Annotated in this window: 27 protein-coding genes; 5 read left to right on the top strand and 22 right to left on the bottom strand. The window is 66.3% G+C overall.

What is annotated here, in order from left to right:
• The first annotated feature begins 182 nt into the window (after positions 1 to 182).
• On the top strand, positions 183 to 1,061 hold the full coding sequence (locus tag ACTICP_RS01045; RefSeq protein ID WP_441888647.1) for an endonuclease domain-containing protein: 879 nt from the start codon (positions 183 to 185) through the stop codon (positions 1,059 to 1,061).
• A 111-nt stretch (positions 1,062 to 1,172) separates the two neighbouring features.
• Here ACTICP_RS01045 and ehuA read toward each other — a convergent pair whose 3' ends face one another.
• From ehuA to ACTICP_RS01025, 4 genes are read right to left on the bottom strand one after another with little or no spacing between them, the layout of a single operon-like run.
• Entirely contained in the window at positions 1,173 to 1,988 is an 816-nt protein-coding gene (gene ehuA, locus ACTICP_RS01040; RefSeq protein WP_441888645.1) for an ectoine/hydroxyectoine ABC transporter ATP-binding protein EhuA, read from the bottom strand.
• Positions 1,972 to 2,646 (bottom strand): ectoine/hydroxyectoine ABC transporter permease subunit EhuD, encoded by a 675-nt coding sequence (gene ehuD, locus ACTICP_RS01035; protein WP_441888643.1) that lies wholly within the window; start codon positions 2,644 to 2,646, stop codon positions 1,972 to 1,974. The genes ehuA and ehuD overlap by 17 nt, the downstream gene beginning before the upstream one ends.
• The gene (gene ehuC / locus ACTICP_RS01030; protein ID WP_441888641.1) at positions 2,646 to 3,389 is read right to left on the bottom strand and encodes an ectoine/hydroxyectoine ABC transporter permease subunit EhuC; all 744 of its coding nucleotides are present in this window, start codon (positions 3,387 to 3,389) and stop codon (positions 2,646 to 2,648) included. Before ehuC ends, ehuD begins: the two co-directional genes overlap by 1 nt.
• Positions 3,390 to 3,403: 14 nt before the next feature.
• A complete protein-coding gene (locus tag ACTICP_RS01025) occupies positions 3,404 to 4,297 on the bottom strand; it encodes a transporter substrate-binding domain-containing protein (protein WP_441888639.1) in 894 nt (297 codons plus the stop codon).
• Between the two features lie 272 nt (positions 4,298 to 4,569).
• Here ACTICP_RS01025 and ACTICP_RS01020 point away from each other — a divergent pair, with 272 nt between their 5' ends.
• The gene (locus ACTICP_RS01020) at positions 4,570 to 5,328 is read left to right on the top strand and encodes a GntR family transcriptional regulator (RefSeq protein WP_441888637.1); all 759 of its coding nucleotides are present in this window, start codon (positions 4,570 to 4,572) and stop codon (positions 5,326 to 5,328) included.
• Between the two features lie 10 nt (positions 5,329 to 5,338).
• Here the strand turns inward: ACTICP_RS01020 and ACTICP_RS01015 are convergent, their stop codons facing one another.
• From ACTICP_RS01015 to ACTICP_RS00935, 17 genes are all read right to left on the bottom strand, one after another.
• A complete protein-coding gene (locus ACTICP_RS01015) occupies positions 5,339 to 7,984 on the bottom strand; it encodes a penicillin acylase family protein (protein WP_441888635.1) in 2,646 nt (881 codons plus the stop codon).
• A gap of 135 nt (positions 7,985 to 8,119) precedes the next feature.
• The gene (locus tag ACTICP_RS01010) at positions 8,120 to 8,824 is read right to left on the bottom strand and encodes a hypothetical protein (RefSeq protein ID WP_441888633.1); all 705 of its coding nucleotides are present in this window, start codon (positions 8,822 to 8,824) and stop codon (positions 8,120 to 8,122) included.
• Positions 8,808 to 9,608: a hypothetical protein gene (locus ACTICP_RS01005; RefSeq protein WP_441888631.1), complete on the bottom strand. Its 801-nt coding sequence runs from the start codon at positions 9,606 to 9,608 to the stop codon at positions 8,808 to 8,810. Before ACTICP_RS01005 ends, ACTICP_RS01010 begins: the two co-directional genes overlap by 17 nt.
• On the bottom strand, positions 9,605 to 9,928 hold the full coding sequence (locus tag ACTICP_RS01000) for a hypothetical protein (RefSeq protein WP_441888629.1): 324 nt from the start codon (positions 9,926 to 9,928) through the stop codon (positions 9,605 to 9,607). Before ACTICP_RS01000 ends, ACTICP_RS01005 begins: the two co-directional genes overlap by 4 nt.
• 8 nt (positions 9,929 to 9,936) lie before the next feature.
• On the bottom strand, positions 9,937 to 10,458 hold the full coding sequence (locus ACTICP_RS00995; protein ID WP_441888627.1) for a hypothetical protein: 522 nt from the start codon (positions 10,456 to 10,458) through the stop codon (positions 9,937 to 9,939).
• Positions 10,455 to 10,745: a WXG100 family type VII secretion target gene (locus tag ACTICP_RS00990; RefSeq protein ID WP_441888625.1), complete on the bottom strand. Its 291-nt coding sequence runs from the start codon at positions 10,743 to 10,745 to the stop codon at positions 10,455 to 10,457. The genes ACTICP_RS00995 and ACTICP_RS00990 overlap by 4 nt, the downstream gene beginning before the upstream one ends.
• A gap of 60 nt (positions 10,746 to 10,805) precedes the next feature.
• The gene (argG, locus tag ACTICP_RS00985) at positions 10,806 to 12,236 is read right to left on the bottom strand and encodes an argininosuccinate synthase (protein WP_441888623.1); all 1,431 of its coding nucleotides are present in this window, start codon (positions 12,234 to 12,236) and stop codon (positions 10,806 to 10,808) included.
• Between the two features lie 250 nt (positions 12,237 to 12,486).
• Positions 12,487 to 12,903, bottom strand: coding sequence for a PIN domain-containing protein (locus ACTICP_RS00980; protein ID WP_441888621.1), 417 nt, complete (start codon positions 12,901 to 12,903; stop codon positions 12,487 to 12,489).
• On the bottom strand, positions 12,887 to 13,117 hold the full coding sequence (locus ACTICP_RS00975; protein WP_441888619.1) for an AbrB/MazE/SpoVT family DNA-binding domain-containing protein: 231 nt from the start codon (positions 13,115 to 13,117) through the stop codon (positions 12,887 to 12,889). The genes ACTICP_RS00980 and ACTICP_RS00975 overlap by 17 nt, the downstream gene beginning before the upstream one ends.
• Before the next feature lie 33 nt (positions 13,118 to 13,150).
• The gene (locus ACTICP_RS00970; RefSeq protein ID WP_441888617.1) at positions 13,151 to 14,242 is read right to left on the bottom strand and encodes a hypothetical protein; all 1,092 of its coding nucleotides are present in this window, start codon (positions 14,240 to 14,242) and stop codon (positions 13,151 to 13,153) included.
• Complete coding sequence (locus ACTICP_RS00965; protein WP_441888615.1) at positions 14,236 to 14,997, bottom strand: hypothetical protein; 762 nt, start codon at positions 14,995 to 14,997, stop codon at positions 14,236 to 14,238. The genes ACTICP_RS00970 and ACTICP_RS00965 overlap by 7 nt, the downstream gene beginning before the upstream one ends.
• Entirely contained in the window at positions 14,994 to 16,094 is a 1,101-nt protein-coding gene (locus tag ACTICP_RS00960) for a vWA domain-containing protein (protein ID WP_441888613.1), read from the bottom strand. The genes ACTICP_RS00965 and ACTICP_RS00960 overlap by 4 nt, the downstream gene beginning before the upstream one ends.
• Complete coding sequence (locus ACTICP_RS00955; RefSeq protein ID WP_441888611.1) at positions 16,091 to 17,077, bottom strand: vWA domain-containing protein; 987 nt, start codon at positions 17,075 to 17,077, stop codon at positions 16,091 to 16,093. Before ACTICP_RS00955 ends, ACTICP_RS00960 begins: the two co-directional genes overlap by 4 nt.
• Positions 17,068 to 17,556 (bottom strand): hypothetical protein, encoded by a 489-nt coding sequence (locus ACTICP_RS00950; RefSeq protein WP_441888609.1) that lies wholly within the window; start codon positions 17,554 to 17,556, stop codon positions 17,068 to 17,070. Before ACTICP_RS00950 ends, ACTICP_RS00955 begins: the two co-directional genes overlap by 10 nt.
• Complete coding sequence (locus ACTICP_RS00945; RefSeq protein ID WP_441888607.1) at positions 17,543 to 18,430, bottom strand: DUF58 domain-containing protein; 888 nt, start codon at positions 18,428 to 18,430, stop codon at positions 17,543 to 17,545. Before ACTICP_RS00945 ends, ACTICP_RS00950 begins: the two co-directional genes overlap by 14 nt.
• Positions 18,431 to 18,440: 10 nt before the next feature.
• Entirely contained in the window at positions 18,441 to 19,406 is a 966-nt protein-coding gene (locus ACTICP_RS00940; protein WP_441888605.1) for an AAA family ATPase, read from the bottom strand.
• Positions 19,407 to 19,698: 292 nt separating this feature from the next.
• Complete coding sequence (locus ACTICP_RS00935; RefSeq protein ID WP_441888603.1) at positions 19,699 to 20,394, bottom strand: Pr6Pr family membrane protein; 696 nt, start codon at positions 20,392 to 20,394, stop codon at positions 19,699 to 19,701.
• A gap of 105 nt (positions 20,395 to 20,499) precedes the next feature.
• Between ACTICP_RS00935 and ACTICP_RS00930 the strand changes: the two genes are divergently transcribed.
• A complete protein-coding gene (locus ACTICP_RS00930) occupies positions 20,500 to 20,718 on the top strand; it encodes an Rv0909 family putative TA system antitoxin (protein ID WP_441888601.1) in 219 nt (72 codons plus the stop codon).
• A gap of 460 nt (positions 20,719 to 21,178) precedes the next feature.
• On the opposite strand, the gene ACTICP_RS00925 is transcribed toward ACTICP_RS00930, so the two are convergent.
• Complete coding sequence (locus ACTICP_RS00925) at positions 21,179 to 22,093, bottom strand: sigma-70 family RNA polymerase sigma factor (protein ID WP_441888599.1); 915 nt, start codon at positions 22,091 to 22,093, stop codon at positions 21,179 to 21,181.
• A 77-nt stretch (positions 22,094 to 22,170) separates the two neighbouring features.
• Here ACTICP_RS00925 and ACTICP_RS00920 point away from each other — a divergent pair, with 77 nt between their 5' ends.
• Together ACTICP_RS00920 and ACTICP_RS00915 are read left to right on the top strand one after the other, a co-directional pair.
• On the top strand, positions 22,171 to 22,557 hold the full coding sequence (locus ACTICP_RS00920) for a DoxX family protein (RefSeq protein ID WP_441888597.1): 387 nt from the start codon (positions 22,171 to 22,173) through the stop codon (positions 22,555 to 22,557).
• A 124-nt stretch (positions 22,558 to 22,681) separates the two neighbouring features.
• On the top strand, positions 22,682 to 23,968 hold the full coding sequence (locus ACTICP_RS00915) for an adenylosuccinate synthase (RefSeq protein ID WP_441888595.1): 1,287 nt from the start codon (positions 22,682 to 22,684) through the stop codon (positions 23,966 to 23,968).
• The last annotated feature ends 3 nt before the right edge of the window (positions 23,969 to 23,971 follow it).

The raw sequence follows: 23,971 nt of genomic DNA, 5'->3' as shown, positions 1-23,971 counted from the left end.
GGAAACCGGGTGTCTCAGCAGTCTGAGCCGGCCTGCGGCGCAGGTTCTGAGGAGTTAGGAACGGCCGCGCGGCCGGACGCGAAGCTGCACTCACTCTGCACAGAAGAGGCACTCGTCGTCTTGTCCACCGGTCGCGTGTTTCCGTGGCTCCTGATCACTCGGGATGCTGAACACTCCAGGGGATGAGCAAGAAGAAGACGGTCCATGCGCGCAGAACCGAGACCTATGCCACCGTGGTTCGAACCCGAAGCGAGCTGCTCAGCAGCGGAATGTCTCCGAAGGACATCACCAGCGCGGTGCGGGCAGGTGTGCTGATGCGACTCCGTCGCGATCGCTACGCAGCCGTCGATGTCGATGACGACGTCGCTGAGGCAGTCCGGATCGGCGGGCGGCTCAGCTGCCTCTCGCTGCTCAAGGCCATCGGAGTCTTCGTGCTCCGCTGCGACTCGCTGCATGTTCACGTCCGCCCGGGAACATCTCGCATCCGGCGGCCGCTGAGCACGGACACGGTGCTGCACTGGGATGTCTGGTCGGGCAGGGAGGGCTCGCTCCACGTCGTGGCGCTGCTCGATGCGATCCGGCACTCTGTTCGCTGCCAGGTGCCGCGAGCGGCAGTCGCGACGCTCGACAGCCTGCTGCATCACGGCCTCGTGACCCGACGGCAGATGGAATCCGTGTTCGAAGCCATGCCCGCACGATTCGGAGCGCTCATGGCGCTGGTGGATCCCAGCGCCGAATCGGGCCCCGAGACTTTCATGCGCCTGATCCTGCGAGGCCTCGGCGTCACGTATGAGACGCAGGTGGAGATCCCGGGCGTCGGGCGGGTGGACTTCGTCGTCGATGGTTGGCTGATCATCGAGTGCGACAGCAAGGAGTTCCACGAGGGCTGGGACAAACAGATCGAGGATCGTGCACGGGATATCGCCGCCGCGCAACGTGGATACGTCACGATCCGCCCCATCGCGAACGACCTGATGCACGACGCTGCGAACGTTCGCTCATCGGTGGCTGAGGTGCTGGGTGCCTTGAGGCCCCGCCTCGCGCCTCACGCACGTTCATAACTCCTCAGAAGCCCCTGCCCAGCAGGCTCCGTCGGCGCGGATCTGGCTGCGTCCGCTGATCCTTGAGGAGTTATGAGCAACCCGCACCCAGCGCAGCGCGCCCCGCGCAGCTCAGAGAACGGCGGAGAGGAAGTCCCGCGTGCGCTGTTCCTTCGGGTTGCTGAAGATGTCCTCCGGCGGGCCCTCTTCGACGATGCGGCCACTGTCGAACATCAGCACACGGTTCGACACGTCGCGCGCGAACTGCATCTCGTGCGTCACGATCAGCATCGTCACGTCGGTGTCGCGGGCGATGTCGCGCAGAATGTTCAGCACCTCACCGACCACCTCGGGGTCGAGCGCGCTGGTGACCTCGTCGAGCAGCAGGATCTCGGGCTCCATGGCGAGAGCTCGCGCAATCGCAACGCGCTGCTGCTGCCCGCCGGAGAGCTGCGACGGGTGGGCGTTCTCCTTGTCGGGGAGGCCCACCTTCTCGAGCAGTGCTCGGCCTCGCTCGATCGCGTCCTTCTTCGACATCCCGAGCACGTGCACCGGCGCTTCGATGATGTTCTCGATGACGGTCATGTTCGGGAACAGATTGAACTGCTGGAACACCATGCCGATGCGCTTGCGCATCTCGTTCTTGTGCTTCTCCCTCAGCGCGACGCGCTTACCGTCCTTCTCGTAGTGAGTCAGCGGGTTGCCATCGATGAGGATGTAGCCCTCGTTCGCCTCTTCCAGGGTCATCACGAGGCGGAGGATCGTCGTCTTGCCGGAGCCGCTGGGTCCGATCAGTGTCACGCGATCGCCCTTGCGCACGGTGAAGTCGAGGTCGTGCAGCACGACGTGGTCGCCGAAGCGCTTCTCGACCTTGTCGAAGCGGATGGCGGGCACATCGCCGTCGTCGAGAGTGATGGCCCCGGTATGGGTTTCAGGCGTTTCGGGCAAGACGCTTCTCCAATCGACCTATGAGCAGGGAGGTCGGGTAGCTCGCGGCGAGGAACAGGATGCCGGCGAGAGTAATGGCTTCGACATAGCGGAAGTGATCGCCACCGTACTCCTGTGCGGTGGCCACCATGTCGGCGACGAAGATCACCGACACGAACGGCGTCTCCTTGAACATCGAGATGACGTAGTTCCCGAGCGCGGGAACGGTCGCGCGCACCGCCTGGGGGATGACGACCGCGGTCCAGGTACGTCGGGGCGACATGGACAGGGCTGTCGCCGCCTCCCACTGCCCGGGGGCGATTGAATCGATACCGGCGCGATAAACTTCGGCCATATAGGTGGCGTAGTGGATGCCGAAGATCACGATGCCGATGATCATCGGCGGGATCTGGATGCCGAGGGCAAGCAGTCCGTACAGGCCGAACAGCAGCTGCACCACGAGCGGTGTCATTCGGATGAAGTTCATCACGAAGGTGACCACCCCGGCCACGGGGCGCGCAGCGGTGCGCCGGATCAGGGCGATGATCAGACCGAGCACGGCGGCGATTGCGCTGCCGGCGATTGTGAGAACGAGCGTGACGGTGAGGAAGGTCCACAGCATGTCGGGCAGCACGGCCCAGGCATGCTCCCAGTTCCAGGGGAAGGAGTCGTCAGACATCACACCACCCCCTTCTTGGCGTCGGGACCAGCATCGGCGACGGCGTCGGGAGTCGCGACGGCATCGCGCCACCGGGTGCCCTGGCCGAGACTGTGCTTGGCACGTGCCTCGAGGGCGTTCATGATGAGGGAGAGCAGGTAGGCGATCACGAAGTAGATGATGAGGCCGAGAGTGTAGGCGAAGAACACGTCGGTCTGAATGCGCAGCTTGTTCAGCTCGGCGGTGAGGTCGACGATGGTGATCAGGTAGACGACGGCCGTGCCCTTGAGCAACTGGATCAGCAGGTTGTTCAGCGACGGGATCATCAGCGCCCAAGCCTGGGGGAAGATCACCCGCCACATGCGCTGGGTACGCGACAGGCTGAGCGCCGTCGTCGCCTCCCACTGGCCATTCGGGACGGCATTGATCGAACCGCGCACGACCTCTGCGCCGTACGCGCCGTAGTTCAGTCCGAGAGCGAGCACACCGGTGAAGACCGCGGGCAGTTCGATGTTGAACGGCGGCAACGGCAGCACGAAGAAGAAGAAGAAGAGTTGCACGAGCAGCGAGGTGCCGCGGAAGAACTCGATCACGACCCTGGCGAAACCGCGGATCAGAATGTTCTTGAAGCGGGCGAGCAGCCCGAACGCGATCGCGATCACGAACGCCAGCAGGGCGCCGCCCACCGTGAGCTCGAGGGTTATCAGCAACCCGTCGAGGATCTGGGGCAGCGCCCGCTGGAGCGCTTCGAAATTCTCAGTCACTGAGACGCAGGGACTCAGCCGAGTTCGCCAGCGCAGAGCTGCTCGGTAGTCAGGTCTGCCGGGGGCAGGTTCTCTGCGGTGAAGCCGAACGGCTCGACGAGGTCGAGGTAGGACTGCTCCTCGCCAGTGATCTTGGCGAGCTCTTCGTTGTACGCCTCGAGCAGTTCGGTGTCGTCCTGGCGGAAGACCGTCGCACCGGCGCCGATCTGCTCGACGCCGTCGATCGTCTGCACGAAGGCCTCGGTGGTCTCGAGGTCATCCATGTCCTCGGTCATCCAGTTCAACGAGACGGCGGTGAGGGCGAAGGCGTCGGCGAGACCGGCCTGCACTGCCTCAAGACCGGCGCTGGCGGAGTCGACCTCGACGGTGTCGGTGATGCCGAGATCCTCGGCGTATCCGTCTTCGATGGCACCCGACTGCACGGCGAGTTTGACGTCGCCCGCCTCGGCGACCGAGTCGAGGTCACTGAGGCCCTTCGGGTTGCCCGCGGGCACGGCGAGCGTCGTGGTGTACATGATCTCGGGGTCGCTGAAGGCGGCTTCGGCGCAGCGGTCGGGGAGGATTGACATCCCGGCGCTGATGACGTCCCAGCGGCCAGCGTTGAGGCCGGGAATGAGGTTGTCCCAGGCGACTTCCTCGATCTCGAGGTTGTCGATGCCGAGGCTGCTGAAGATCTGCTCATGCATCGCGATGGTCGCTCCGGTGGGCTCGCCATCCTCCACCCAGGAGTAGGGCTGCTCCGACGCGACAGCGAGGGTGATCGTGCCCTCTTCCTGTGCCTTCTCGAGCGTGGTCATGCCTTCGGTGTCGCCGCCGCTGTCGCCCGACGCGCAGCCGGCGAGCAGGCCGAGGGTCAGAGTTCCGATCGCCGCTGTGGCGATGCCGATCCGTGTCGTTCTCTTCGTCATGATGTCCTCGCGTTCCGTATGGGGGCACCCGTGCGGGCGCTGTCGTCGGGTCGTTGACCGTGCATCAGACTATGGAGTTTGTCGACGGATGTACAGTCAGACGCGCAGATTGTCGACACGTATACAAGATCGTGATGATGCGGCAGACTTGGCTCACATCGTCGACTTCGCGATCCCGCCCGGAGGATCGACAATGGACTGTGCGCGCTGCGCAGCGGTCGGAAGGGATGCTCATGGCCTCACGCACTCCACGTGCGGTGTCACCTGTGTCTATGGTGCGCGTAGCGCGCCCGTCGACCGTCGACCTCATCACCGCCGAACTGCGCAGTGCCATCTTCACCGGCGCTCTGCCCGTGGGCAGCCCGATCGGCGAGGTCGAGATGTCGTCGCAGCTGGGTGTGAGTCGCAGTCCGCTGCGGGAATCCACCCAGCGTCTCGTGCAGGAGGGGCTGCTCACCGCATCCCCCGGCCGCGGTATGCGTGTGAGCGTCATCGGCCCTGAGCACGTCGCCGACGTGTACGACGCACGGCTTGCGATCGAGGGTCAGGCTGTGCGACTGATCATCAGATCGGGCGCCGCGGCGGTGCTCGACAGGCTGGAGAACGCGTACAACGAGTTGGTCGCCGTGAGCGCGGGGACGGATGCTCGTGCCATCGGCGATGCCGACCTCGCGTTCCACCGGGAACTGGTCGATTCGGCCGGCAGTCGCAGGCTGATGCAGTACATGGCGACGCTCGCGATCGAGACGCGGATCGCCAGCTTCAGCGACCCTGGCGGCTACACCGTGCGCCGCTCTGTCTCCGACACCTATCGGCAGCTGCTCGACGCGCTCGCCGCAGGCGACGTAGCTGCGGCTTTCCTCGCATTGGAGCGGCAGTTCGCCGAAGCGGTCGGGCGCCTCACAGGCAGCGACGAAGACGTCGAGACCGTCGAAACGCCCGACGGCGAAGAGCTTCCCGAGATCGGGCCGATCGACTTCGCCGAGCGCGCCAAGGCCGCCGAAGCCGCCGAAGCAGTGAAGGCCCCGTAGGCGCCGGAGCCTAGCCCTTCGGCTTCAGCACCAGCGTGTCGACGGTCGCTTCGTCCACGGCATCCGGCGCGAACGGCCACGCCGTCTGGATGCCGCCGGCCCAGTTGTCGGTCTGATCCACGTAGTGCGGGTGGAACGCGTGGCCGGACGCCCCGGTCAGGTTGTTCCACGACGAGGCATCCATGTCGGCCAGGTCGATGACCATGCGCATGGACGGCACGGTGGTCGTCGCGTACGACTCGCCCAGCATCCATCCGGTGGCGTTCACGACCGATGCCCCGCCGCCGACCGGGTACGGGCCGCGGTTGAACAGCGCTTCGATCGGCGCGATGCCGGAGGAGCCGAGCGTCTCGCTCCGGAGCGTGATCGCGTGCAGAGATCCCCAGTTCCAGCGGGCGGAGACGTCGCCCTGCAGCGAGACGAGTTCGTCATACGCCTGCTCGGCCGAGAGCTTGAGCATCTCGTCCCTGTCGGTGACGTCGAGCTGCTCGTTGGTCCACAGCGGATCGGACGGGTCGTCGAGCAGCGCGTCGACGACGGTGAACAGGCGGCCCTGACTGCCATGGGGCAGCGGTTCCTCGCGGTTCTCGAACAGGTTCAGCACAAGATTCGACCACAGCACGTTGGCGTACGCGGCGGCTGCGGAATCGGCGTTGTTCTGGGCGTCCCAGGTGCGCAGCAGCGCGACAGCCTCCTGGGCGCCCTTGCCCTCGACCTCGATGTCGCCCATGACCGTGGCGAGCTTCTTGCCGATCCACATCTCGTTGTCGTTCTGGATGTCGCGCATGTCCTGCGCCGTCAGCGGCGCCACGGCGGCCCGGCGTTCGATGAGGTGCGCGATGCGCGCGGCGCGATAGCCGTAGTCCCAGTCCCGCGAGAGAAAGTGCGAATAGTCGTCGGTGACGATGGCGTTGTTCGCGGTGACGATGTAGCCCGATGCCGGATTGTACGACACCGGCAGCTCTTCGAAGGGGATGAAGCCGGTCCAGTCGTAGGCGCTGTCCCAGCCCGGCTGCGGCAGCCACCCGTCGCCGGCACCGCGAATCGGCAGTCGGCCAGGGGCCTGGTAACCGATGTTGCCCTCGACGTCGGCATAGACGAGGTTCTGCGCCGGCACGTCGAACAGAGATGCCGCCTGGCGGAAGCTGTCGAAATCCTGCGCCGTGTTCATTGAGAACAGCGCCTCTGCCGAGGTGCCCGGGTCCAGGGCGGTCCACCGCAGGCTCACCGCATACTCGCCGGACATGGCGCCCGCAGCATCCGTCTCGCCCTGCGTGAGACCGTCGCCGTCGGCCATCACCTGACCCTCGGCGACGGCAGTGAGATCATCGGTGAGCCCGGAGACGATCGGGCCGTGCGCGGTGGAGTGGATCGTCAGGTCGATATCTTCGCCCCCGGCGACCTTGATCGTCTCCTGACGCTCCTCCAGCGGCACGAGCTCGCCGTCGCGCCAGTAGGCGTCGCCGTCGACCTTCTCGATGTAGAGGTCGGCAACATCGGTGGTGAGGTTGGTGAAGCCCCAGGCGACCCGCTCGTTGTGGCCGATCACGACCCCCGGGAGGCCAGAGAACGAGAAGCCGCCGACATCGAACGGACAGTCCTCGCCCACCGTCGAGCAGCGCAGCTGCACCTGGTACCAGACACTCGGCAGCGCCGCGCCGAGGTGCGGATCGTTGGCGAGCAGCGGCATCCCCGACTCGGTGAGCTCGCCCGAGACGACCCACGAGTTCGAGCCGATGCCCTCACCGACATCGCCGACGAGCATGCTCGCCGCTTCGATGACGCTGTCGGCCTCGCCCCATTCGATCGTCGTCACAGCGTTCTGGATGCCGGAGTCCTCGCCGTCGCCGGCGGAGGCGGTGTCGGCATCCGCGCCGCTGCTGGCTTCGGGAACGGTGGAGATCTGCGGCACGATCACGGGATTCTCATCGAATGGGTAGGCGGGGTAGAGCTTCTCGAGCATCGTGAGGCTGTCGTCCGGAGCGGCTTCATCGCCGGTGTCGGCGACGAGCATCGCGCGCTCGGTCTCGTCCTCCAGGTTGCTGCGCAGATCCCAGGCCATGGCCTTCAGCCAGGCGACCGAATCCACCGGTTCCCAGGGCTCGATCTCGTAGTCGGGGTTCTGTATTCCGAGAACGGCATACTCCAACGAGACCTGGTCGCCGTCGTTCTCAGCGAGGTAGGCGTTCACGCCGTCGGCATAGGACTCGTAGTACGACCTGGTCGCCTCATCGAGCGCCTCGACCTCCTGCTCGGCGACCTCATGCCATCCGAGCGTGCGCAGGAACATATCCGTCGCCGCTTGGGATTCGCCGAACATCTCCGCGACCCGGCCGCTGGTGACGTGGCGGCGAAAGTCCATCTCGAAGAAGCGATCCTGCGCGTGGACGTAGCCCTGCGCGTAGAACAGATCCTCTGAGGAGTCTGCCGTGATGGTCGGCACGCCCAGCGCGTCGCGCTGCACCGTCACCTGCGATTGCAGCCCGTCGACCTCGAGCTCGCCGGAGGTCTGCGGGAAGGAGCGCTGGATCGTCCACACGACGAAGAACGCCACGGCGACGGCGACCACCATGATTCCCGCGACGACGAGAAAAGCGATCCGCCCGATCTTGGCGCCGAGACGTCGGGGAGCAGGATCAACGGATTCGTTCGTCATGGCACAGCTTTCAGGGTCGACACAGGGACTCGGTCTCACCGTTCCCCAGAGCGCGTCTCGGGTACGCGCTCTGAAAGCTTATCCGACTACGGCTTTCTTTCGCGGAGGCCGGTGGACAACCTCCCGGGTGTCAGTTCAGTGCGACGGGAGTTCCACGACGTCGAACTGCACGAAGGCATCTCCGGGCATCTCGGCAACGACCGTCTGCGCGGACTCCGCGCCGCGGGCGAGGAGTTCTCTGGGGATGTCCGCAGTGACGTGATACACCCCGGGGTAGACGAGATACAGCATCGGAGCGCTCTCGGGATCAGCCGCGAACACCTCATCGACACCGCCGAGGCGGAACGGAGCAGGCTCCAGCGAGACCTTGCTCTGTACTGCGTCGACCGACATGGATAACGTCAACGACTGTGTGAGAACCCACGCGGACTCCGACTCGTCCCACCGAACCTGCAGCGATGCGTCCTGTTCCTGCCCATCGAGCTCGTAGGTGAAACGCACCCGTCGCACGTCGGCGTCGCCGTCCACCTCCGCGGCGCGGGGCTCCACCGTGACGTCTGTGATGAGAGCTTCCGCGCCCTGCAATACGGCATCGGTGCGCAGAGTGTCGAAGTCGCCGACCTCCTCGGCGGTCGATCCGCCGTGCTGCTCTTCCACGGCAGCCGCGTCGAGTGCCGTGGCCGTCGACGCATCGCCGGTGGCGATAGCGGTCAGATACTCGGTCACCACCTCAGTGGGGTCGGGCCGCTGCGGGCCGCCGATGCAGCCGGTGAGCAGGAGTGACAACAGCGAGACCATGCCGGATGCCGCGAGGATCGATCCTCTACTGGATCTGCGCAAAAGACGGCTTCCTCCAATCGACCATGTCGATCTGGATCGCGTCGAGCTTGTTCGACACCCCCTGCGTTGAGCGGACGAAGAGCTGGACGGCGGCGATCCCCGAGACGACGACGCCGATCAGTGCCGTCACGAGCGACAGGGCTGCGGCGATGATGCCGATCACAGGGCCGACTCCTGTCTCGAATGTGGCCGCGCCGACGACGAGACTGAGGATGGCGGCGACCACACCCAGGATGGCCGCAACTGCCCCGACGACCAGGGCGAGGAGTTCGAGGTAGTAGTTCTCGATGTCGTCCGCATGAGTGCGCAGGACGCCCTTGATCGAACTCATCACCGGCTCGATGCGAGCGAGGTCATCGATCTGGTTCTCTGTCGCGACCTCGTACCGTCTCGAGGGCTCGCCATCGTCCCAAGACATCAGGCCGTCGAGCTGGTCCTTGTTGATATCCATCCGGGCGGTTGCGCCGCCGATATCCCCGAGCTTCTCGGCGACCGCGCGCAACTCGTCTGGGCTGCCCAGGTACGCGGCTGCCTCGCGGAGGACGCGGACGCGGGCGAGGCAGTCATTGAGCGCCACGAGTGCCGCGTCGGTGATCTGTTGCGCGACCCAGTCGATCACCGGGTCTGGGACGAGGACGGCGCCTATTCCGAGATAATGGTTCGCTGCCGCCTCGACGGCGGTGTGAATCAGACCCGGCGCATCTCGAATCGCGTCATTCACGCGTCGCTCGGCGTCGTCGAGATGGTTGGTGATCTGCTCCCGCAGCACGTCAACGTAGCTCATAGTGCAGCCATCTCTCCCTCGACTCGTGCGATCTCTTCTTCCGCGTAGCCTTCCATCTCCATATACTCGATGGCGGAGTCGAGCAGTGCGCGAGCGATACCTTCGAAGACCTCTTCGCCATCGTGCAGATAGGTGGCCACCGAACTCATCGTTGTGTTGAAGGCGGCGAACAGCTTGCTCGAACCGGGCACCAGCGCGAACGCCTGGCGGTCGATATCGACACTCTCCACCGACTCTTTCCACTTCTGCATCTGAAGGCTCCACACCTGCCAGGATCCGTTGGCATCCTCGCGGAGGGCTTCCTCGTCGTACTCGGCCAAGATTCCCTCTATTCGAATCGATGGAAGGCATCCGATGCCTTCGCGGCTTGTTGGGCGACGCGGAGTATTTCTTCGGCGATCAGCTCATCGGTGGATGATTGCACCCACGGGTCTGTCGTCTCGACGCTGCGGATGTTCCCGAGAGACGCCGTGACCGAGAACTGACCCAGGTCATCGGAGATGGTCACGGACGGTGGCTCCTCACCCGAGGAGACCGCGTCGATGATCGCGGTTGACACTTCGATCGGCGGGGTCGGTCCCGTTGCGAGAGTGAGCTGGAAAGCGGAGCTGATGGATGCCGTGAACGCAGCGCCCGTTCGGTTCTCCGACGGTCCGGTCACCGTGAGGCCGACAGGAAAGCCGGAGTCACTGAGGGTGATGTCCACGTTCACGGTGTCGGGCGGAATGTACTCCGCGAGCTTGCTCTCCACGTCCTTCTGACTCTGACGGAGCGTGTCCTGAATCGAGGCGCCCTGCTCTTGCAGCAACTGCATTCGTTCGAGGAGGTTCGGCGTCGGGTCGCCGTTCATGCCCACCGTTCCTTGAGCTTGTTCCGGCCACGCGCGTAGCGGTCTGCGCTTCTCGCGCTGGCCGCTGCAGCCTGGGCGAGAATCTTATTCATCTCGGTGAGTCGCGCGGTCCATTCGACCTGCGCGGCGTCGTATGCATCGGAAGCTTCTCCAGTCCACGCAGCACGCAGAGTGGTTACTTTGGTGTCGAGCACATCCAAGGCGTCAGCGATGCCGCGATTCGCTTCTTCGATCGCAGCTACTGCCCCCCGTATGCGCCCCGGATCGTAGGACTTCACGGGACTCATGGTCACAGTCTAGTAACACGGCCGCGAAAAGCGAGGGGCCACCCTCGATGAGATCGAGTGTCAGTCGGTGCCGGAGTCGAACGCCGCGCGCTCGGATGCGGAGTCCACAGCGCCCGCGAGAGCGTCGTCACCAGCATCCGATGCGGTGATCTCCGAGGCCTCACCGGCTGTCACGCGCCCGACGAGCTCGCCCGTGGCTCCGCCGACGAGGCCGAGGCCGGCGTACTGCTCGAGCCGGGTGCGCGAATCGGCGATGTCGAGGTTGCGCATGGTGAGCTGGCCGATGCGGTCGATCGGTCCGAAGGCGGCGTCGCCGACGCGCTCCATCGACAGCTTCTCCGGACCGTAGGAGAGGTTCGGGCTGGTGGTGTCGAGGATCGTCCAGTCGTCGCCGCGGCGCAGGCGGATCGTGACCGTGCCCGAGATCGTGAGCCCGACCCAGCGCTGGATCGACTCGCGCAGCATGAGCGACTGCGGCTCGAGCCAGCGGCCCTCGTACATGAGGCGGCCCAAGCGCCGGCCCTGCTCGTGGTAGGTCGCGAGGGTGTCCTCGTTCAGGATGCCGTTGACAAGGCGCTCGTACGCGATGAACAGCAGCGCCATGGCTGGAGCCTCGTAGATGCCGCGCGACTTCGCCTCGATGATGCGGTTCTCGATCTGGTCGCTCATGCCGAGGCCGTGGCGTCCGCCGATCGTGTTCGCTTCGTTCACGAGGGCGACCGGGTCGGAGTACTCGACGCCGTTGATGGCGACGGGTCGACCGGCCTCGAACGTCACGGTGACGTCTTCGGTCTCGATCGCGACGGACGGATCCCAGAACTTCACGCCCATGATCGGGTCGACGGTCTCGAGTGACACGTTCAGGTGCTCGAGGGTCTTCGCCTCGTGGGTAGCGCCCCAGATGTTGGCGTCGGTCGAGTAGGCCTTCTCGGCGGCGTCGCGGTAGGGGAAGCCGTGCTCGACGAGCCATTCGCTCATCTCCTGGCGGCCGCCGAGCTCGGTGACGAAGTCGGCGTCGAGCCAGGGCTTATAGATGCGCAGGCGCGGGTTCGCGAGCAGGCCGTAGCGGTAGAACCGCTCGATGTCATTGCCCTTGTAGGTGGAGCCGTCGCCCCAGATGTCGACGCCGTCCTCTTTCATGGCGCGCACGAGCATGGTGCCGGTGACGGCGCGGCCGAGAGGGGTCGTGTTGAAGTACGTCTTGCCGCCCGAGCGGATGTGGAATGCGCCGCACTGCAGGGCGACGAAGCCCTCTTCGACCAGCGCGGTCTTCGCATCGACGATGCGGGCGATCTCAGCACCGTACTCAAGGGCCCGGTCAGGGATGGACTCGATGTCGTCCTCATCGGGCTGGCCGAGATCACCGGTGTAGGTGCAGGGCACTGCACCCTTCTCGCGCATCCAGGCGACGGCGACGGAGGTGTCGAGTCCTCCGGAGAAGGCGATGCCGACACGCTCGCCGACGGGGAGTGACTGAAGGACCTTGGACATGCGATCCAGTCTATCGGCCGGGTGTTCTGGTCCTGATCGCGGATGCCGCCGCTCGCTCGGACCCGAGGACTTCTCGCGGATGGGAGGAAGGATCTCACAGAATCCTCCTCCTATCCCGGCGTTCTCCTCCCGAGGGCGAGTGGATGCCGTCGGCCCGGAGTTCGCCGGTGCCAGCGGCTTCGCCACCGGGGCGCTGCTGGTCATGCTCGTCGACTCGATGGTGCCCGACGCCCAGTCGCGGCCTGAGCGGTCACATCAGGCGGACAGTGACGCCGAGTTTCGCGTACGTCGGCTCTGCGCGTCGGTCGCACGAGAGCAGTGTGACCCCCGCAGCCTTCGCGGCGAGACCGACGAGACCGTCGTACACCGCGCCGCCCGCGATCCCCGCACGCACGAATGTCTGCGTCGACTGCAAGGCCGCTGACGCAGGAAGGGAGACGGATGCGGGGAACGCCCGATCCATGATCTCGGCGACGCGATCGGGGCGCAGCCGGGCCGAACCGGGGAGTCGCGTCAGTACCGAGAACGTCTCGAACAGCGCGTGTCCGGCTAAGCCGAGTACCGAGTCGGTCACCGCTTCGCTCACGGCTTCGTGCGCAGGGTCCGCGTCGCGGATCAGCGCCAGCGCAGCGCTCGTGTCGAGCAGGAGGTCAGCGCTGGTCGGCAAGACGCAACTCGCGGATGTCTTCGGGGGTGAGAACGGGGCCGCCGGTGATCACGAGCCTGCCGTCCTTCTCGACGACGTTGTCGTGCGTTTCGACTTCGATGCGGATGCCCGTGCCGTCCATGACCAGATCGACCGGCCCGGGCACCATCCCCAGGCGCTCGCGCAGCGCGGCGGGGATGACGATACGCCCTGCCTTGTCCATGGTCGCCTTCATGCCATCAGAATACCATCGTGATGGCAGACGAGCTCAGAGTCCCGGGTACTCCTGCATCCGCTCCTCGAACTCGGCGCGGTCGTCCTCGCTGAGCAGCTCGGGTGCGAGGAAGTAGATCTGCAGCCCCTCCAGCGGCTCGCCCGTCGTGGCCGTTTCGGCCTCGCGCTCGGCGCGCAGTTCGCCGTCCGGATCGTTCGAGAGGTCGTAGATCATCGCATAGAAACGCAGCGGATCAGGGTAGTTGTCGGAGTACCACTCCCAGGTGTGCTGCGACAGCGGATCGGTGGAGCCGTAGAACTTCTCGAGGATCGTGTCGTCGAGGGTCGATGACGGATCGTTGAACGAGTACATCCCGTACATGCCGTACTCGATGAGCACGTCTTCGATGACGCCCATGACGGCGAGTTTGCGGTCGTGGTCCTGGATCGGTTCGTTCGTCATCCACGGCACCGAGATGTACTGCACGAGCATGGATTCGCCGCCGTAGCCGTTGCGTTCGGGGCGCAGGTCTTCCGCTCCGGCCTCGGTCCAGGTGTACCCGAACCGCTCGCTGAGCCGGTTCCTGATCTCGGCCAGCGCGGCGTCGCTCTGCGCTCGCACCTCTTCGAGCGACGGCTGCCTGAGGACCTCGCCGGCAGAGAGATCCTTGATGCCCGGATACGCCTCTTCGTGCCTCTGCTCGTCGGTCTTCTGACCGTCGTAGCTGCCGGATGCCGACGTCTGCAGGGCGCTCATCGCGCCGACGGTCGCGACGTTGAGCATCAGGGTGATGACCAGAGCGGATGCTCCCAGCACCCGCCCGCGCGACGAGAACAGCGCTGCGACGACGACACCGACGACGACCAGCTGCAGTGTCAGCATCGTCACGCCATAGAGCAGATCGGTGAGGCCGGCCAGCAGTGTGCCCAACAGCACGAGCGCGAACAGGATCGCCGTCACCAACGCGATCCAGCCGATCGCATTCGCGGGCTGTTTCTCCGCCGGCGCCTCGGCGCTGCTGACGATCGGCGATGACGGCGTCGGGGCGCCCTCGACTCGGCGGGCGCCGTGGTATCCGCCGGGAGGCGGCACCGGCGGTGCGCCCTCGACTCCGGCGATGTAGCGCGCGCGCTTCGGATCTACCATGGCTTGTCCGTCCCGCCGCCCGGGGCGTCTTCGCCCTCGTCGTTCTGCTGACGCTCCTCGGCGCCCTCTTCGAGCTTCTGCTGCAGGTCATCGAGCTGGTCCTCGCCGGGTTGTTGCGGCAGCTCCTGCTCCTCGCCGTCACCGGGATCCTGCGGCTGTTGCTCGTTCTGCTGCTGCTTCTCCTGCAGTCTGTCCTGCAGGTCGTCGAGGGTGTCGCTCATGTCGCGCTCGGGGTCGGGAGACTGCGAGTCGGCCTCGTCGCTGTTGCACTCCTCGGGCGTCTCAGCGGTGACCTGCAGCCCCTCGCCGTACAACTGAGCGGCCGCCTCGCCGTCACCTTCTGCACGGGCGGCATCGCCCTGCCGTTCGATGACGAGCGCGAGATTGACCCGCACCGCGCACACCTCGAGACCGGATGCCAGAGGCAGCGCCTCTTCGAGCTCGGCGCGTGCACCGTCGAGTTCCTCGGCGCCGGCCAGAGCGGTGCCGAGGTTGTACGGCGCTTTGAACGGCTCGAACCAGTTCAACGCCCCCTGCCCCTGCGCCGCCGACGCCGAACCGGAGTAGTCGCCGACGACATAGGTCGAGATCGCCTGGTGCGCGAAGCCGTACATGCTCAGCAGCTTGCCGGCGAACAGCAGGGCGGCAATTGTGATCGGCAGGGTCCCGATCACGATCCAGCGGCGGATGCTGCGGCGCCGCCGATTCGCCGCGAGCAGAGCGGCCGCGGCATCCGCGTGCGTGGGCGTTGTCATGCATCGCCTCCATGCCGTGGTGGGTCGTTGAGCGGAGCGGCCGGAGGCCGCGAAGACGAAACGGGTTGAGCGACCGAAGGGAGTCGAAGCCTGCCCTCGCTCAACGACCCGTGAGGAGAGCCTTCGCGCGGGGTGGCCAGCCCGCGCAGCTGCGCGACGAGCATGGTGGCCCGGGCCAGTTCGACGCCGAGCAGCAGCACGATGAGCAGCGCGAACACCCAGTACAGCTCGGTCACGTTGCCGACCTCGCCGGACTCGGCGTAGTTCGTAGTCGTGGCGGGGGCCTCTGGCAGGTCGAGTGCGGCCTCAGCATCCCGAAGCTGGAACGGCACGTCCAGCTCACCGGCGATGGCCTGCAGATTGGTGTCGTCGATCACCGACATCGCCGGCTCGCCCTGATACTCGATGTACCCGCCCTCGTCGCCGTCGAAGTTGCCCGAAGTGATCTTCATCGGCCCACCCGCGCTCGTGCCGTAGCCGAGCACGCCGCCGCCGTCGACGAACTCGGCGCTCGCCGAGAACGATTCCGGTTCTGTCGTGACGGTCTGCTCGCCGTCGCCGAGGTAGAACACCATGCGCGAACGGTCGGGTGCCGACTCGGCGGCACCGGCGAGGGTCTCCTGCAGCATCGTGTTCGCGATGCCGATCGAACTGCCGCGCGACTGCGACGTGACCTCGGGGCGCAGGATTTCGAGCGACGACATCAGCGCGGTGGTGTCGGTCGTGAGCGGCAGACGCTGCTCCGCCGCTGCGGCGAAGGTGATCAGCGCGAAGCGCGCTCCCGGGTACTCGTCGACGATCGACTGCACGTCGGCGCGGACGCCGTCGAGGCGCGGCAGATCGCCGTCCCAGTCTTCGGCCACCATGCTCGCCGTCGTGTCGAGCACGATGACGATATCGGTGTCGGTCGCGAGGGTCTGGGTGGCGCCGCCCGGGATGCCGGGGCGCAGCAGCATCACGAAGATCGCCAGCAGCATCACCAGGCGCATCGACCACAGCGCGCGCTGCCCGCGCACCAGCATCCACACCGCCAGCGCGGCGACGGGCGCGAACAGCAGGATCAGCAGGAAGACGTTGAGCACGGGTTGGAAGATCACAGGCGCACCCTCCACAACAGCACGACGAAGCCGAGGCCGAGCACGAACAGCACTGCGATCCACAGGTTCGGGTCGTCTGTCCACACCACCTGCGCCTGGCCGCGCAGCTCGGTGGCATCCTGTTCCTGCACATCGGTGATGATGTCGGCGACGGTGGTCGTGTCGCGCAGCCCGTACGCCTCGCCGCCGGTCGCTTGCGCGGCGGCGACGAGCTCGTCGCTCATCTCGGTGTTCACCCCCTGCACGGGGTTGAGGGCGAAGACGCGTACGCCGGCGGATGCCGCGTAGTTCGCCGCCTCTTCGAGCGAGACGATGGATGCCCCGGCGAGCTCATTGTCGGTGGCGAGGATGAGCGACCGGCTGCGGTCATCGTCGAGATTGTCGAAGCGCATCGCGCACGAGGCCAGACCGTCGCCGATGAGCGAGGCGCCGGGACCGTTGAGGGTGCCGATCCAGTGCTCGGGGACCTCTTCCATGTAGTCGAAGCTCGACCGGATGCTCTCCAGGTGCGTGCGGATGAACTCGTAGTCATCGGTCAGCGGGAACACCTGCACCGGCGAGCTGTTGAAGATCGTCAGCCCGATGCGCTCGCCCTCGAAGCCGTCCAGCAGCTCTTCGAACACCGTGAGCACCTCGACATCGACGTCGCTCATGGACCCCGAGACGTCGAGGCACAGCATGATGTCGCGACTGGTGTTGACCGGCTGGATCGTCTCCGACGACATGGGGCGGGCGGCGACCACCCCACCGATGACCGCCGCGATCATGCCGAGCGCGATCACCCCGACCAGCGCCGTGGTGCGTCGCCGCACGGCACGACGGAACGACGGCAGCGCGCGCAACCGCTCGGCGCGGGCGATCGGCGCGCTCGGCTGCTGCCGGTGCCGGGCGCTCCTGCGCAGACCGATCAGCAGTCCGATCGCGATCGCGACGATGACGACCGCGACGGCGACGAGGATGACCCACCAGTTCTCTAGTGCCATGACTTCACCACGGCGCGGGCGGCGTCGGCGCCGGCGTGCGGGTCGAGGGCGGGGCCGCGGCGGAAGACGCTCGGGTAGTAGTGCCGGCTGATCGCATCGATCAGCTCGGGCTGCACGCCGAGGCGTACGAGGTCGTCGAGAGCGAGCACCGGCGCTTCGAGGCCGCTGTACTCGTTGACGAACGTGCGCACCACGCGGCTGAGTTCGAGGTTCGCGGCGCGTGCGGTCAGGGTGCCCGCCCGATATGCGGCTTCGATCCGCCCGATCTCATCGCTGTATTCCGTTCGCAGCAAAGAGAGCACATCACCCGTCGGCGGTGTGACCTGCGCCGCTCCGTGCAGGGCGATGCTGCGCTTCGGGCGGGTGAGGAAGAACACCAGCCACAGCGCGAGGATCAGCAGTGCGATGACGCCCAGCGCCAGCACGATCCATCCCCAGCCGTACTGCGCCGGAGGGTACAGCTCGTCAGTTGCCGACATGCGCCCTCCGGTTCAGCATGCGCAGCAGGTCGCCCACCGCGTCATCCTGGGTGTCGAGGGCAGCCCTGCTGATCTCGAGCCGGTCGAGCAGGTCGTCGCGCCGTGCGGCATCCGCCTGCGACTGCGCGACGATCTCGCCGAGCACCTCCGCATCGCCGTGCACGAAATCGGGAATGGACCAGCGGGTGCTCACATCAGCGCGAGCCGCGTGCGTCGCGTGCGCGAGCACCGGGTCGGCGTCGCGGATGCTGATCCACAGCACATCATGCTGCACGCGCAGGCGGCGCAGCATCCGCTCCGTCTCGTCGGTGACGGGGGCCTCGTCGGTGACGATGACGACGATGCAGCGGCGGGCGATCGTGCGCGCGACGAACGAGAGCAGTGCGTCGCGGTCGCTCGGCGCGCTCGCCGTCGCGATTGCGTGGTCGATCGTGCGCAGGGCGTGCTCGAGGGCCCCCTCGCTGCGGCCGGGCGCGCGGCGGCGGATGCGGTCGGCATCGCCGTGCACGACGCTGAAGTCGTCACCGTGCCGCAGAGCGAGCACCCCGAGGGCGCCGGTGGCGAGCAGGGCGAGATCCTTCTTCGGCTTCTCGTCGTGCGAGAGCGCGGTCATCGAGAGACCGGTGTCGACGACGAACAGCACCGTGTGCATCCGGTTGGCGCGGTGCCGTTTGACCAGCGGCTCGCCCATCCGTGCCGTGGCGCGCCAGTCGATGTCGCGCACCTGATCGCCGTACTCGTAGTGGCGCAGGTCTTCGAAGTCGAGGCTGCGCCCGTGCAGCAGAGACGCGTAAGCGCCGTCGAGCGCATGCATCGACTTCTGCGACGAGTGGATGAAGAGCTTGCTCTTCACCTGTGTGATCAGGCTGGCCATCGGTGCGCGGTCAGGGGGTCGGCACCGAGGTGAAGATCTGGTCGATGATCTCTTCGCTTCGGATGCCCTCGGCATCCGCCTCGAACGTCAGCAGTACACGGTGGCGGAGCACGACGTGGCGGAGGGTGCGGATGTCTTCGGGGATGACGTGCGCGCGGCCGTTGAGCAGCGCGAGTGCGCGGGCCGCCTGCAGGAAGGCGATGCTCGCACGCGGACTGGCGCCGTACTTGATGAAGCGGGCGCGGTCCTCGCCGATGTACGGCCCCGGGTTACGCGTGACGTAGGCGATCGAGACGATGTAGTTGCGGATCGCGGCGTCGACGTAGACACGGGATGCGATGTCCTGCAGCTGCTGGACATCGTCGAGTGTGACGGCGCTCTGAACGTGCCGGTCGGGGTCGAGCACGCCCGAGTCAATGCGGCTGAGGATCTCGAACTCGTCGGCCGGGCTCGGGTACTCGACGATCTCCTTGAGGAGGAAGCGATCCATCTGCGCCTCGGGCAGTTCGTACGTGCCCTCCTGCTCGATGGGGTTCTGCGTGGCGATCACGAGGAACGGCTTGGGCAGGTGGTGCACCTCGCCGCCGATCGTGGTCTGGTGCTCTTGCATCGCCTCGAGCATGGCCGACTGCGTCTTGGCACTCGAGCGGTTGATCTCATCGAGCAGCACGAAGTTCGCGTGCACCGGCCCGAGCACGGTGCGGAACGAGCCGGTCTGGGCGTCGTAGATCTGATTGCCGGTGATGTCGCTGGGCAGCAGGTCAGGGGTGCACTGGATGCGCTTGAAGCTCGCCTTGACGGTGTCGGCGAGGGTGGATGCCGCGGTTGTCTTGGCGAGACCCGGGACGGACTCGAGCAGGATGTGGCCGCCGGCGATGAGCGAGACGAGCAGGCTGGTGCGCAGCCGTTCCTGGCCGACCATCTTCGCCGAGTACGAGTCGGAGATGACCTTCAGGATGCCGGCCGCGCGGGTCATCTCGGCATCGGACGGGCCGTCGCTTACGGGTGCGGATGCCGGCGCTGGTGCTGGTGCCGGTGCCGGTGCCGTTTGCTGTGCCGGCGCCGGAGCACGCGGTGCTGGCGGACGCGGCGGGGGCGGAGGAGCGGAAGGGGCGTTCGGGGTGGCGGCGTTCGACTCGTCCATCACTGTCTCCTCGCATGCGCGGGGATCGCACGTCGCGCTCCCCTGTGACAGCGTAATCGCCGCGTCCGCTTCGCGCGCCTCGAGGGGACGGGCAGAGATCCCCATCCCCGTGCGTGTCAGTCGCTCATATATCGGGAGCATCGCCGCGGCGACGGCCGACCCACACGACGAATGTCGCGACGGCGATGATCGCCGCGGCGATGCCGACGATGTACCCGGCCACTGTGAGATAGCTGGCACCGGGCAGGTTCGGGTCCAGGAACGGATAGGGGTACCACCACGGGGTGCCGGTGGCGGGAGCAGTGATGACGTTGGCGCGCACCAGCGTGTAGACGGCCCACACGATGGGGAACGCGGCCGCGGTGAGCACGGTGCGCCACGGCATCGAGCGCCGCCGTGGCGCGAACAGGACATCCGCGAGCATCGCCAGGGGGATGACGACGTGCAGCGTCTCATTCGTCCACACATCCGAGATGCCCGCGATCGAGATATGGCGCAGCAGCGCGTTGTAGACGATGCCGGTCACGATCATGTAGGTGCTGGCGCACACCAGGAGAGTCGCCAGCCAGGCCGGCTCCGCCTGCGTGCTCGGCCTCGTCCGCAGCATCCAGACCGCGGCGATGATGAGTGTCGCGACGGCGATGAGGTTGGACAGGATCGTGAAGTAGCTGAAGAAGTTGGCGACGACGGTCGGTACGTGCCCGGCCCATGCGGTATCCGCTCGAAGCGCATTGCCGATGGCGAGTGTCAACTGTCGGATGATCGCGGTGAGGCCGAGCGCCGCCGCGGCGAGTCGTGCGTACGGCCACCAACTGATCATCTTTCCTCCGCGCACACTTTACCTAGGGGGTGGTGTGCCGCGTCGACCCCCGGTATAAGTTGAGTGCATCGGTGGACCGCCGATACTCCGAGGAGAGGAATGTTCATGGGTGCTCTGGATGATCTGACCAAGAAGGCGCAGGACTTCATCGGCGACAACAAGGACAAGATCGACGAGGCGCTGCACAGCGAGCAGGCAGAAGACATCTCGGACAAGATTCTTGATGGTGTCGAAGGCGCTGCGAACAAGGTGACCGGCGGCGCGCACGAAGACAAGATCAGCGGCGTGCGCGACAACATCGACAAGGCTGTCGGCAACGAGTGAACTGCCCTGAAGCCCGCCTCCGCAGATGACGGAGGCGGGCTTCTTCGTGTCAGGTCAGTTGTCAGGTCAGTTGCCTGTGCATCGGCGGCGCAGTGCGGCTCTCTCGACGCGTGTGCATCGAAGCGGCTACCTTTACATCAAGGACCGCACGCTGGTCTGCGCCGGGGCGTCATTCATGAACATGAGCGAACCGGAGCGGCCGTATCTCGCCACCGCCGAGGGCGGGTCGTTCTGTCCGGCAGGGCCGTTCTCACCCTCGACGTCGACGGCGGAAGGGTCGAATTCGCTACGGCGGAGAAGGGCGACCTCATCGGGCACACCGCCCTCACGCGTGAGCGAACGCAGGCCGTCACCGTGGCGGGCGAGATCCTCACCGTCGTCGTGATCCCCCTCGCGACGGTCGACGACCTGATCCGCACACGCCCTCGGCTTGCCGCCGAGATCGGCGAATCGCTCGAACTCAAGCGGAGTCTCGCGGCGGAGACGCTGGCGGAGCTGGGCGTCGATCGGCCCCGCGGGATGCCGCGGGCAGCCGCATACGTGCCAGGCGTTTCGCGTCGGTGATCGAGGTCGCCGAGACGATCCGGCCGCCTTCGACAGTGCAGGCCATGAGCGAGATCGGCCGTCCGGTCGGCCCCCAAGCCAGGATGCCGGGCTGACCGTTCACGTTGACGCGCCGCGCTTCGACGCGTTCGGGGTCTCCGTTGCGCACGACAGCGAGCACCTCATTCGCGCCCACCTTCACGGTCGTGCCGTGCGCGGTGTGGTGGTGCCACGTCACATCCGGATCGAGTGTGCGCATCAGCGCATCAAAGTCTCCCTCGCGCGCTGCGGTGAGGAACGCATCGACCACCTCGCGGCTCCGACGATGCTCTTCGTGGGGAGCCGGATGCTGCACCTTGCGTCGAGCGCGACTCGCGAGCATCTTCGCGGCATCCGCTGAGCGACCGACGATCGGCCCCACTTCGGCGAACGGCACGCCGAAGACATCGTGCAGGACGAAGGCGAGGCGCTCGGTGGGCTGGAGAGAGTCGAGGACGACGAGCATGGCGAGGCCCACAGCATCCGCCTCGATGGCAGCATCCTCGGGGCCGTCGGCGTCTTCGGTGACGATCGGGTCGCCGTCGTCATCGGCCAGCACCGACTCGCCGCGTGCCGTCCGGCCGCGCAGCGTGTCCACGCAGATTCGCCCGATGACACGGGTGAGCCAGCCGCCGAGATTCTCGATCTCATCGTCGGCATGCCGTGCCAGCCGAAACCAGGTCTCCTGTACGGCGTCTTCGGCGTCTGCCCGTGAGCCGAGCGCACGCGTCGCGACCGCGAGCAATTGCGCCCGGTGCTGTTCGAACGCCGCGGCGAGTTCGATCTTCTGCATCTTCGTTACCTTTCCACGATTTGATCCGTCATTCACTGTGACGGGCCCGAACGGGCAAAGGTAACGAGGAGGACTCCATGAATATCGCACTGTGGATCGTCACCGGACTGCTGGCTGTGGCCTACGGCGCCGGGGGGATCAGTCAGATCGTCCTGACGAAGGAGCGCTACCGGTCGCTGGCGAACAGCCAGCACTGGGTCGACGACTTCGACGCGGGGCACATCAAGGCGATCGGAACGATCAAGCTCGTCGGCGTGGTCGGGATGGTCCTGCCGCCGCTGGTGGGCATCGCCCCGATCCTCTCGCCGATCGCGGCGTGCGGGCTCGCGCTCGTGATGGCAGGCGCCGCCACGACGAGGTTCCGCCGCAGCGAGTGGGCACTGATGGTGGGAGACACCGCCTACATGCTCCTGTTCATCTTCGTGGCGTGGGCCCGGTTCGCGCTCGCCCCGTACGGAGCGTGAACGCGACAGTCCCCAGGGGGTTCGGCACCTGATCGGCGCCGAACCCCCTTGGCTAAGATGGAGTTCGCCCGAACGGGCCAGCTCATCGGCCGGTGCAAACCCGGCGAAAGCAAGGGGGACACCCATGCCAGGAATCGTGATCGTCGGCGTCCAATGGGGCGACGAGGGCAAGGGAAAGGCCACCGACCTGCTCGGTGACCGCACCGACTGGGTCGTGAAGTTCAACGGCGGCAACAACGCCGGTCACACGGTCGTGGTCGGCAACGAGAAGTACGCGCTGCACCTGCTGCCCAGCGGCATCCTGTCCCCCGGCGTTACGCCGGTGATCGGCAACGGCGTCGTGATCGACCTCGAGGTGCTCTTCGACGAGCTCGAGGCGCTCGGCGCCCGCGGCGTCGATGTCTCGAAGCTGAAGATCAGCGCCAACGCGCACATCATCACGCAGTACCACCGCACGCTCGACAAGGTCACCGAGCGCTTCCTCGGCAAGCGCAACATCGGCACGACCGGCCGCGGCATCGGCCCGGCGTATGCCGACAAGATCAATCGCGTCGGCATCCGGATTCAAGACCTGTTCGACGAGAACATCCTGCGTCAGAAGGTCGAGGGAGCGCTCGACCAGAAGAACCACCTGCTGGTCAAGGTCTTCAACCGCCGCGCCGTCACTGTCGACGAGATCGTCGACGACCTGCTCTCGTACGCTGAGCGCGTGCGTCCGATGGTCACCGATACCGGGCACTTGCTCGACGAGGCTCTCCAGCGCGGCGAGGTCGTCGTGTTCGAGGCCGGCCAGGCGACCATGCTCGACATCGACCACGGCACGTACCCCTTCGTCACCTCGTCGTCGGCGACCGCGGGCGGCGCATCGACGGGAACGGGCGTCGGCCCGAACCGACTCGACCGCATCGTCGGCATCGTCAAGGCGTACACGACCCGCGTCGGCTCGGGGCCGTTCCCGACCGAGCTGCTCGACGAGCAGGGCGAGTGGCTGCGCAAGACCGGGTTCGAGTACGGCACCACCACCGGGCGCACCCGCCGCACGGGGTGGTACGACGCCCCGATCACCCGCTACGCCACTCGGATCAACGGCATCACCGACCTCGTGCTCACCAAGCTCGACGTGCTGACCGGTCTCGAGCAGATCCCGGTCTGCGTGGCCTACGACGTCGATGGCGAGCGCTTCGACGACGTGCCGGTGAACCAGACCGACTTCCACCACGCGAAGCCGATCTACGAGTACTTCCCGGGGTGGAGCGAAGACATCTCCACGGCCCGCACCTTCGACGATCTTCCGCAGACCGCGCAGGAGTACGTGCTCGCGCTCGAGAAGATGAGCAACACGCGCATCTCGGTCATCGGCGTCGGGCCGGAGCGCGACCAGGTGATCGTGCGCCACGACCTCGTGGACTGAGCG

Origin of the sequence: Microbacterium sp. (genome assembly GCF_052102115.1) — a bacterium.
GTDB lineage: Bacteria > Actinomycetota > Actinomycetes > Actinomycetales > Microbacteriaceae > Microbacterium.
The sequence above is the reverse complement of the archived record's forward strand: the minus strand, read 5'-3'. Positions and strand labels throughout refer to the sequence as shown.

What these genes read in the sequence shown, in the direction of transcription:
- ACTICP_RS00920 (WP_441888597.1), top strand. Translation starts at nt 22,171, where the DNA reads ATGAATATCGCACTGTGGATCGTCACCGGACTGCTGGCTGTGGCCTAC.
- ACTICP_RS01005 (WP_441888631.1), bottom strand. Translation starts at nt 9,608, where the DNA reads ATGAGCTACGTTGACGTGCTGCGGGAGCAGATCACCAACCATCTCGAC.
- ACTICP_RS00970 (WP_441888617.1), bottom strand. Translation starts at nt 14,242, where the DNA reads ATGGTAGATCCGAAGCGCGCGCGCTACATCGCCGGAGTCGAGGGCGCA.
- ACTICP_RS00935 (WP_441888603.1), bottom strand. Translation starts at nt 20,394, where the DNA reads ATGATCAGTTGGTGGCCGTACGCACGACTCGCCGCGGCGGCGCTCGGC.
- ACTICP_RS01025 (WP_441888639.1), bottom strand. Translation starts at nt 4,297, where the DNA reads ATGACGAAGAGAACGACACGGATCGGCATCGCCACAGCGGCGATCGGA.
- ACTICP_RS00965 (WP_441888615.1), bottom strand. Translation starts at nt 14,997, where the DNA reads ATGACAACGCCCACGCACGCGGATGCCGCGGCCGCTCTGCTCGCGGCG.
- ACTICP_RS01020 (WP_441888637.1), top strand. Translation starts at nt 4,570, where the DNA reads ATGGTGCGCGTAGCGCGCCCGTCGACCGTCGACCTCATCACCGCCGAA.
- ACTICP_RS00955 (WP_441888611.1), bottom strand. Translation starts at nt 17,077, where the DNA reads ATGGCACTAGAGAACTGGTGGGTCATCCTCGTCGCCGTCGCGGTCGTC.
- ACTICP_RS00945 (WP_441888607.1), bottom strand. Translation starts at nt 18,430, where the DNA reads ATGGCCAGCCTGATCACACAGGTGAAGAGCAAGCTCTTCATCCACTCG.
- ACTICP_RS00975 (WP_441888619.1), bottom strand. Translation starts at nt 13,117, where the DNA reads ATGAAGGCGACCATGGACAAGGCAGGGCGTATCGTCATCCCCGCCGCG.
- ACTICP_RS00995 (WP_441888627.1), bottom strand. Translation starts at nt 10,458, where the DNA reads ATGAACGGCGACCCGACGCCGAACCTCCTCGAACGAATGCAGTTGCTG.
- ACTICP_RS00990 (WP_441888625.1), bottom strand. Translation starts at nt 10,745, where the DNA reads ATGAGTCCCGTGAAGTCCTACGATCCGGGGCGCATACGGGGGGCAGTA.
- ehuD (WP_441888643.1), bottom strand. Translation starts at nt 2,646, where the DNA reads ATGTCTGACGACTCCTTCCCCTGGAACTGGGAGCATGCCTGGGCCGTG.
- ACTICP_RS00940 (WP_441888605.1), bottom strand. Translation starts at nt 19,406, where the DNA reads ATGACCCGCGCGGCCGGCATCCTGAAGGTCATCTCCGACTCGTACTCG.
- ACTICP_RS01045 (WP_441888647.1), top strand. Translation starts at nt 183, where the DNA reads ATGAGCAAGAAGAAGACGGTCCATGCGCGCAGAACCGAGACCTATGCC.
- argG (WP_441888623.1), bottom strand. Translation starts at nt 12,236, where the DNA reads ATGTCCAAGGTCCTTCAGTCACTCCCCGTCGGCGAGCGTGTCGGCATC.
- ACTICP_RS00915 (WP_441888595.1), top strand. Translation starts at nt 22,682, where the DNA reads ATGCCAGGAATCGTGATCGTCGGCGTCCAATGGGGCGACGAGGGCAAG.
- ACTICP_RS00950 (WP_441888609.1), bottom strand. Translation starts at nt 17,556, where the DNA reads ATGTCGGCAACTGACGAGCTGTACCCTCCGGCGCAGTACGGCTGGGGA.
- ACTICP_RS00925 (WP_441888599.1), bottom strand. Translation starts at nt 22,093, where the DNA reads ATGCAGAAGATCGAACTCGCCGCGGCGTTCGAACAGCACCGGGCGCAA.
- ACTICP_RS00930 (WP_441888601.1), top strand. Translation starts at nt 20,500, where the DNA reads ATGGGTGCTCTGGATGATCTGACCAAGAAGGCGCAGGACTTCATCGGC.
- ACTICP_RS01015 (WP_441888635.1), bottom strand. Translation starts at nt 7,984, where the DNA reads ATGACGAACGAATCCGTTGATCCTGCTCCCCGACGTCTCGGCGCCAAG.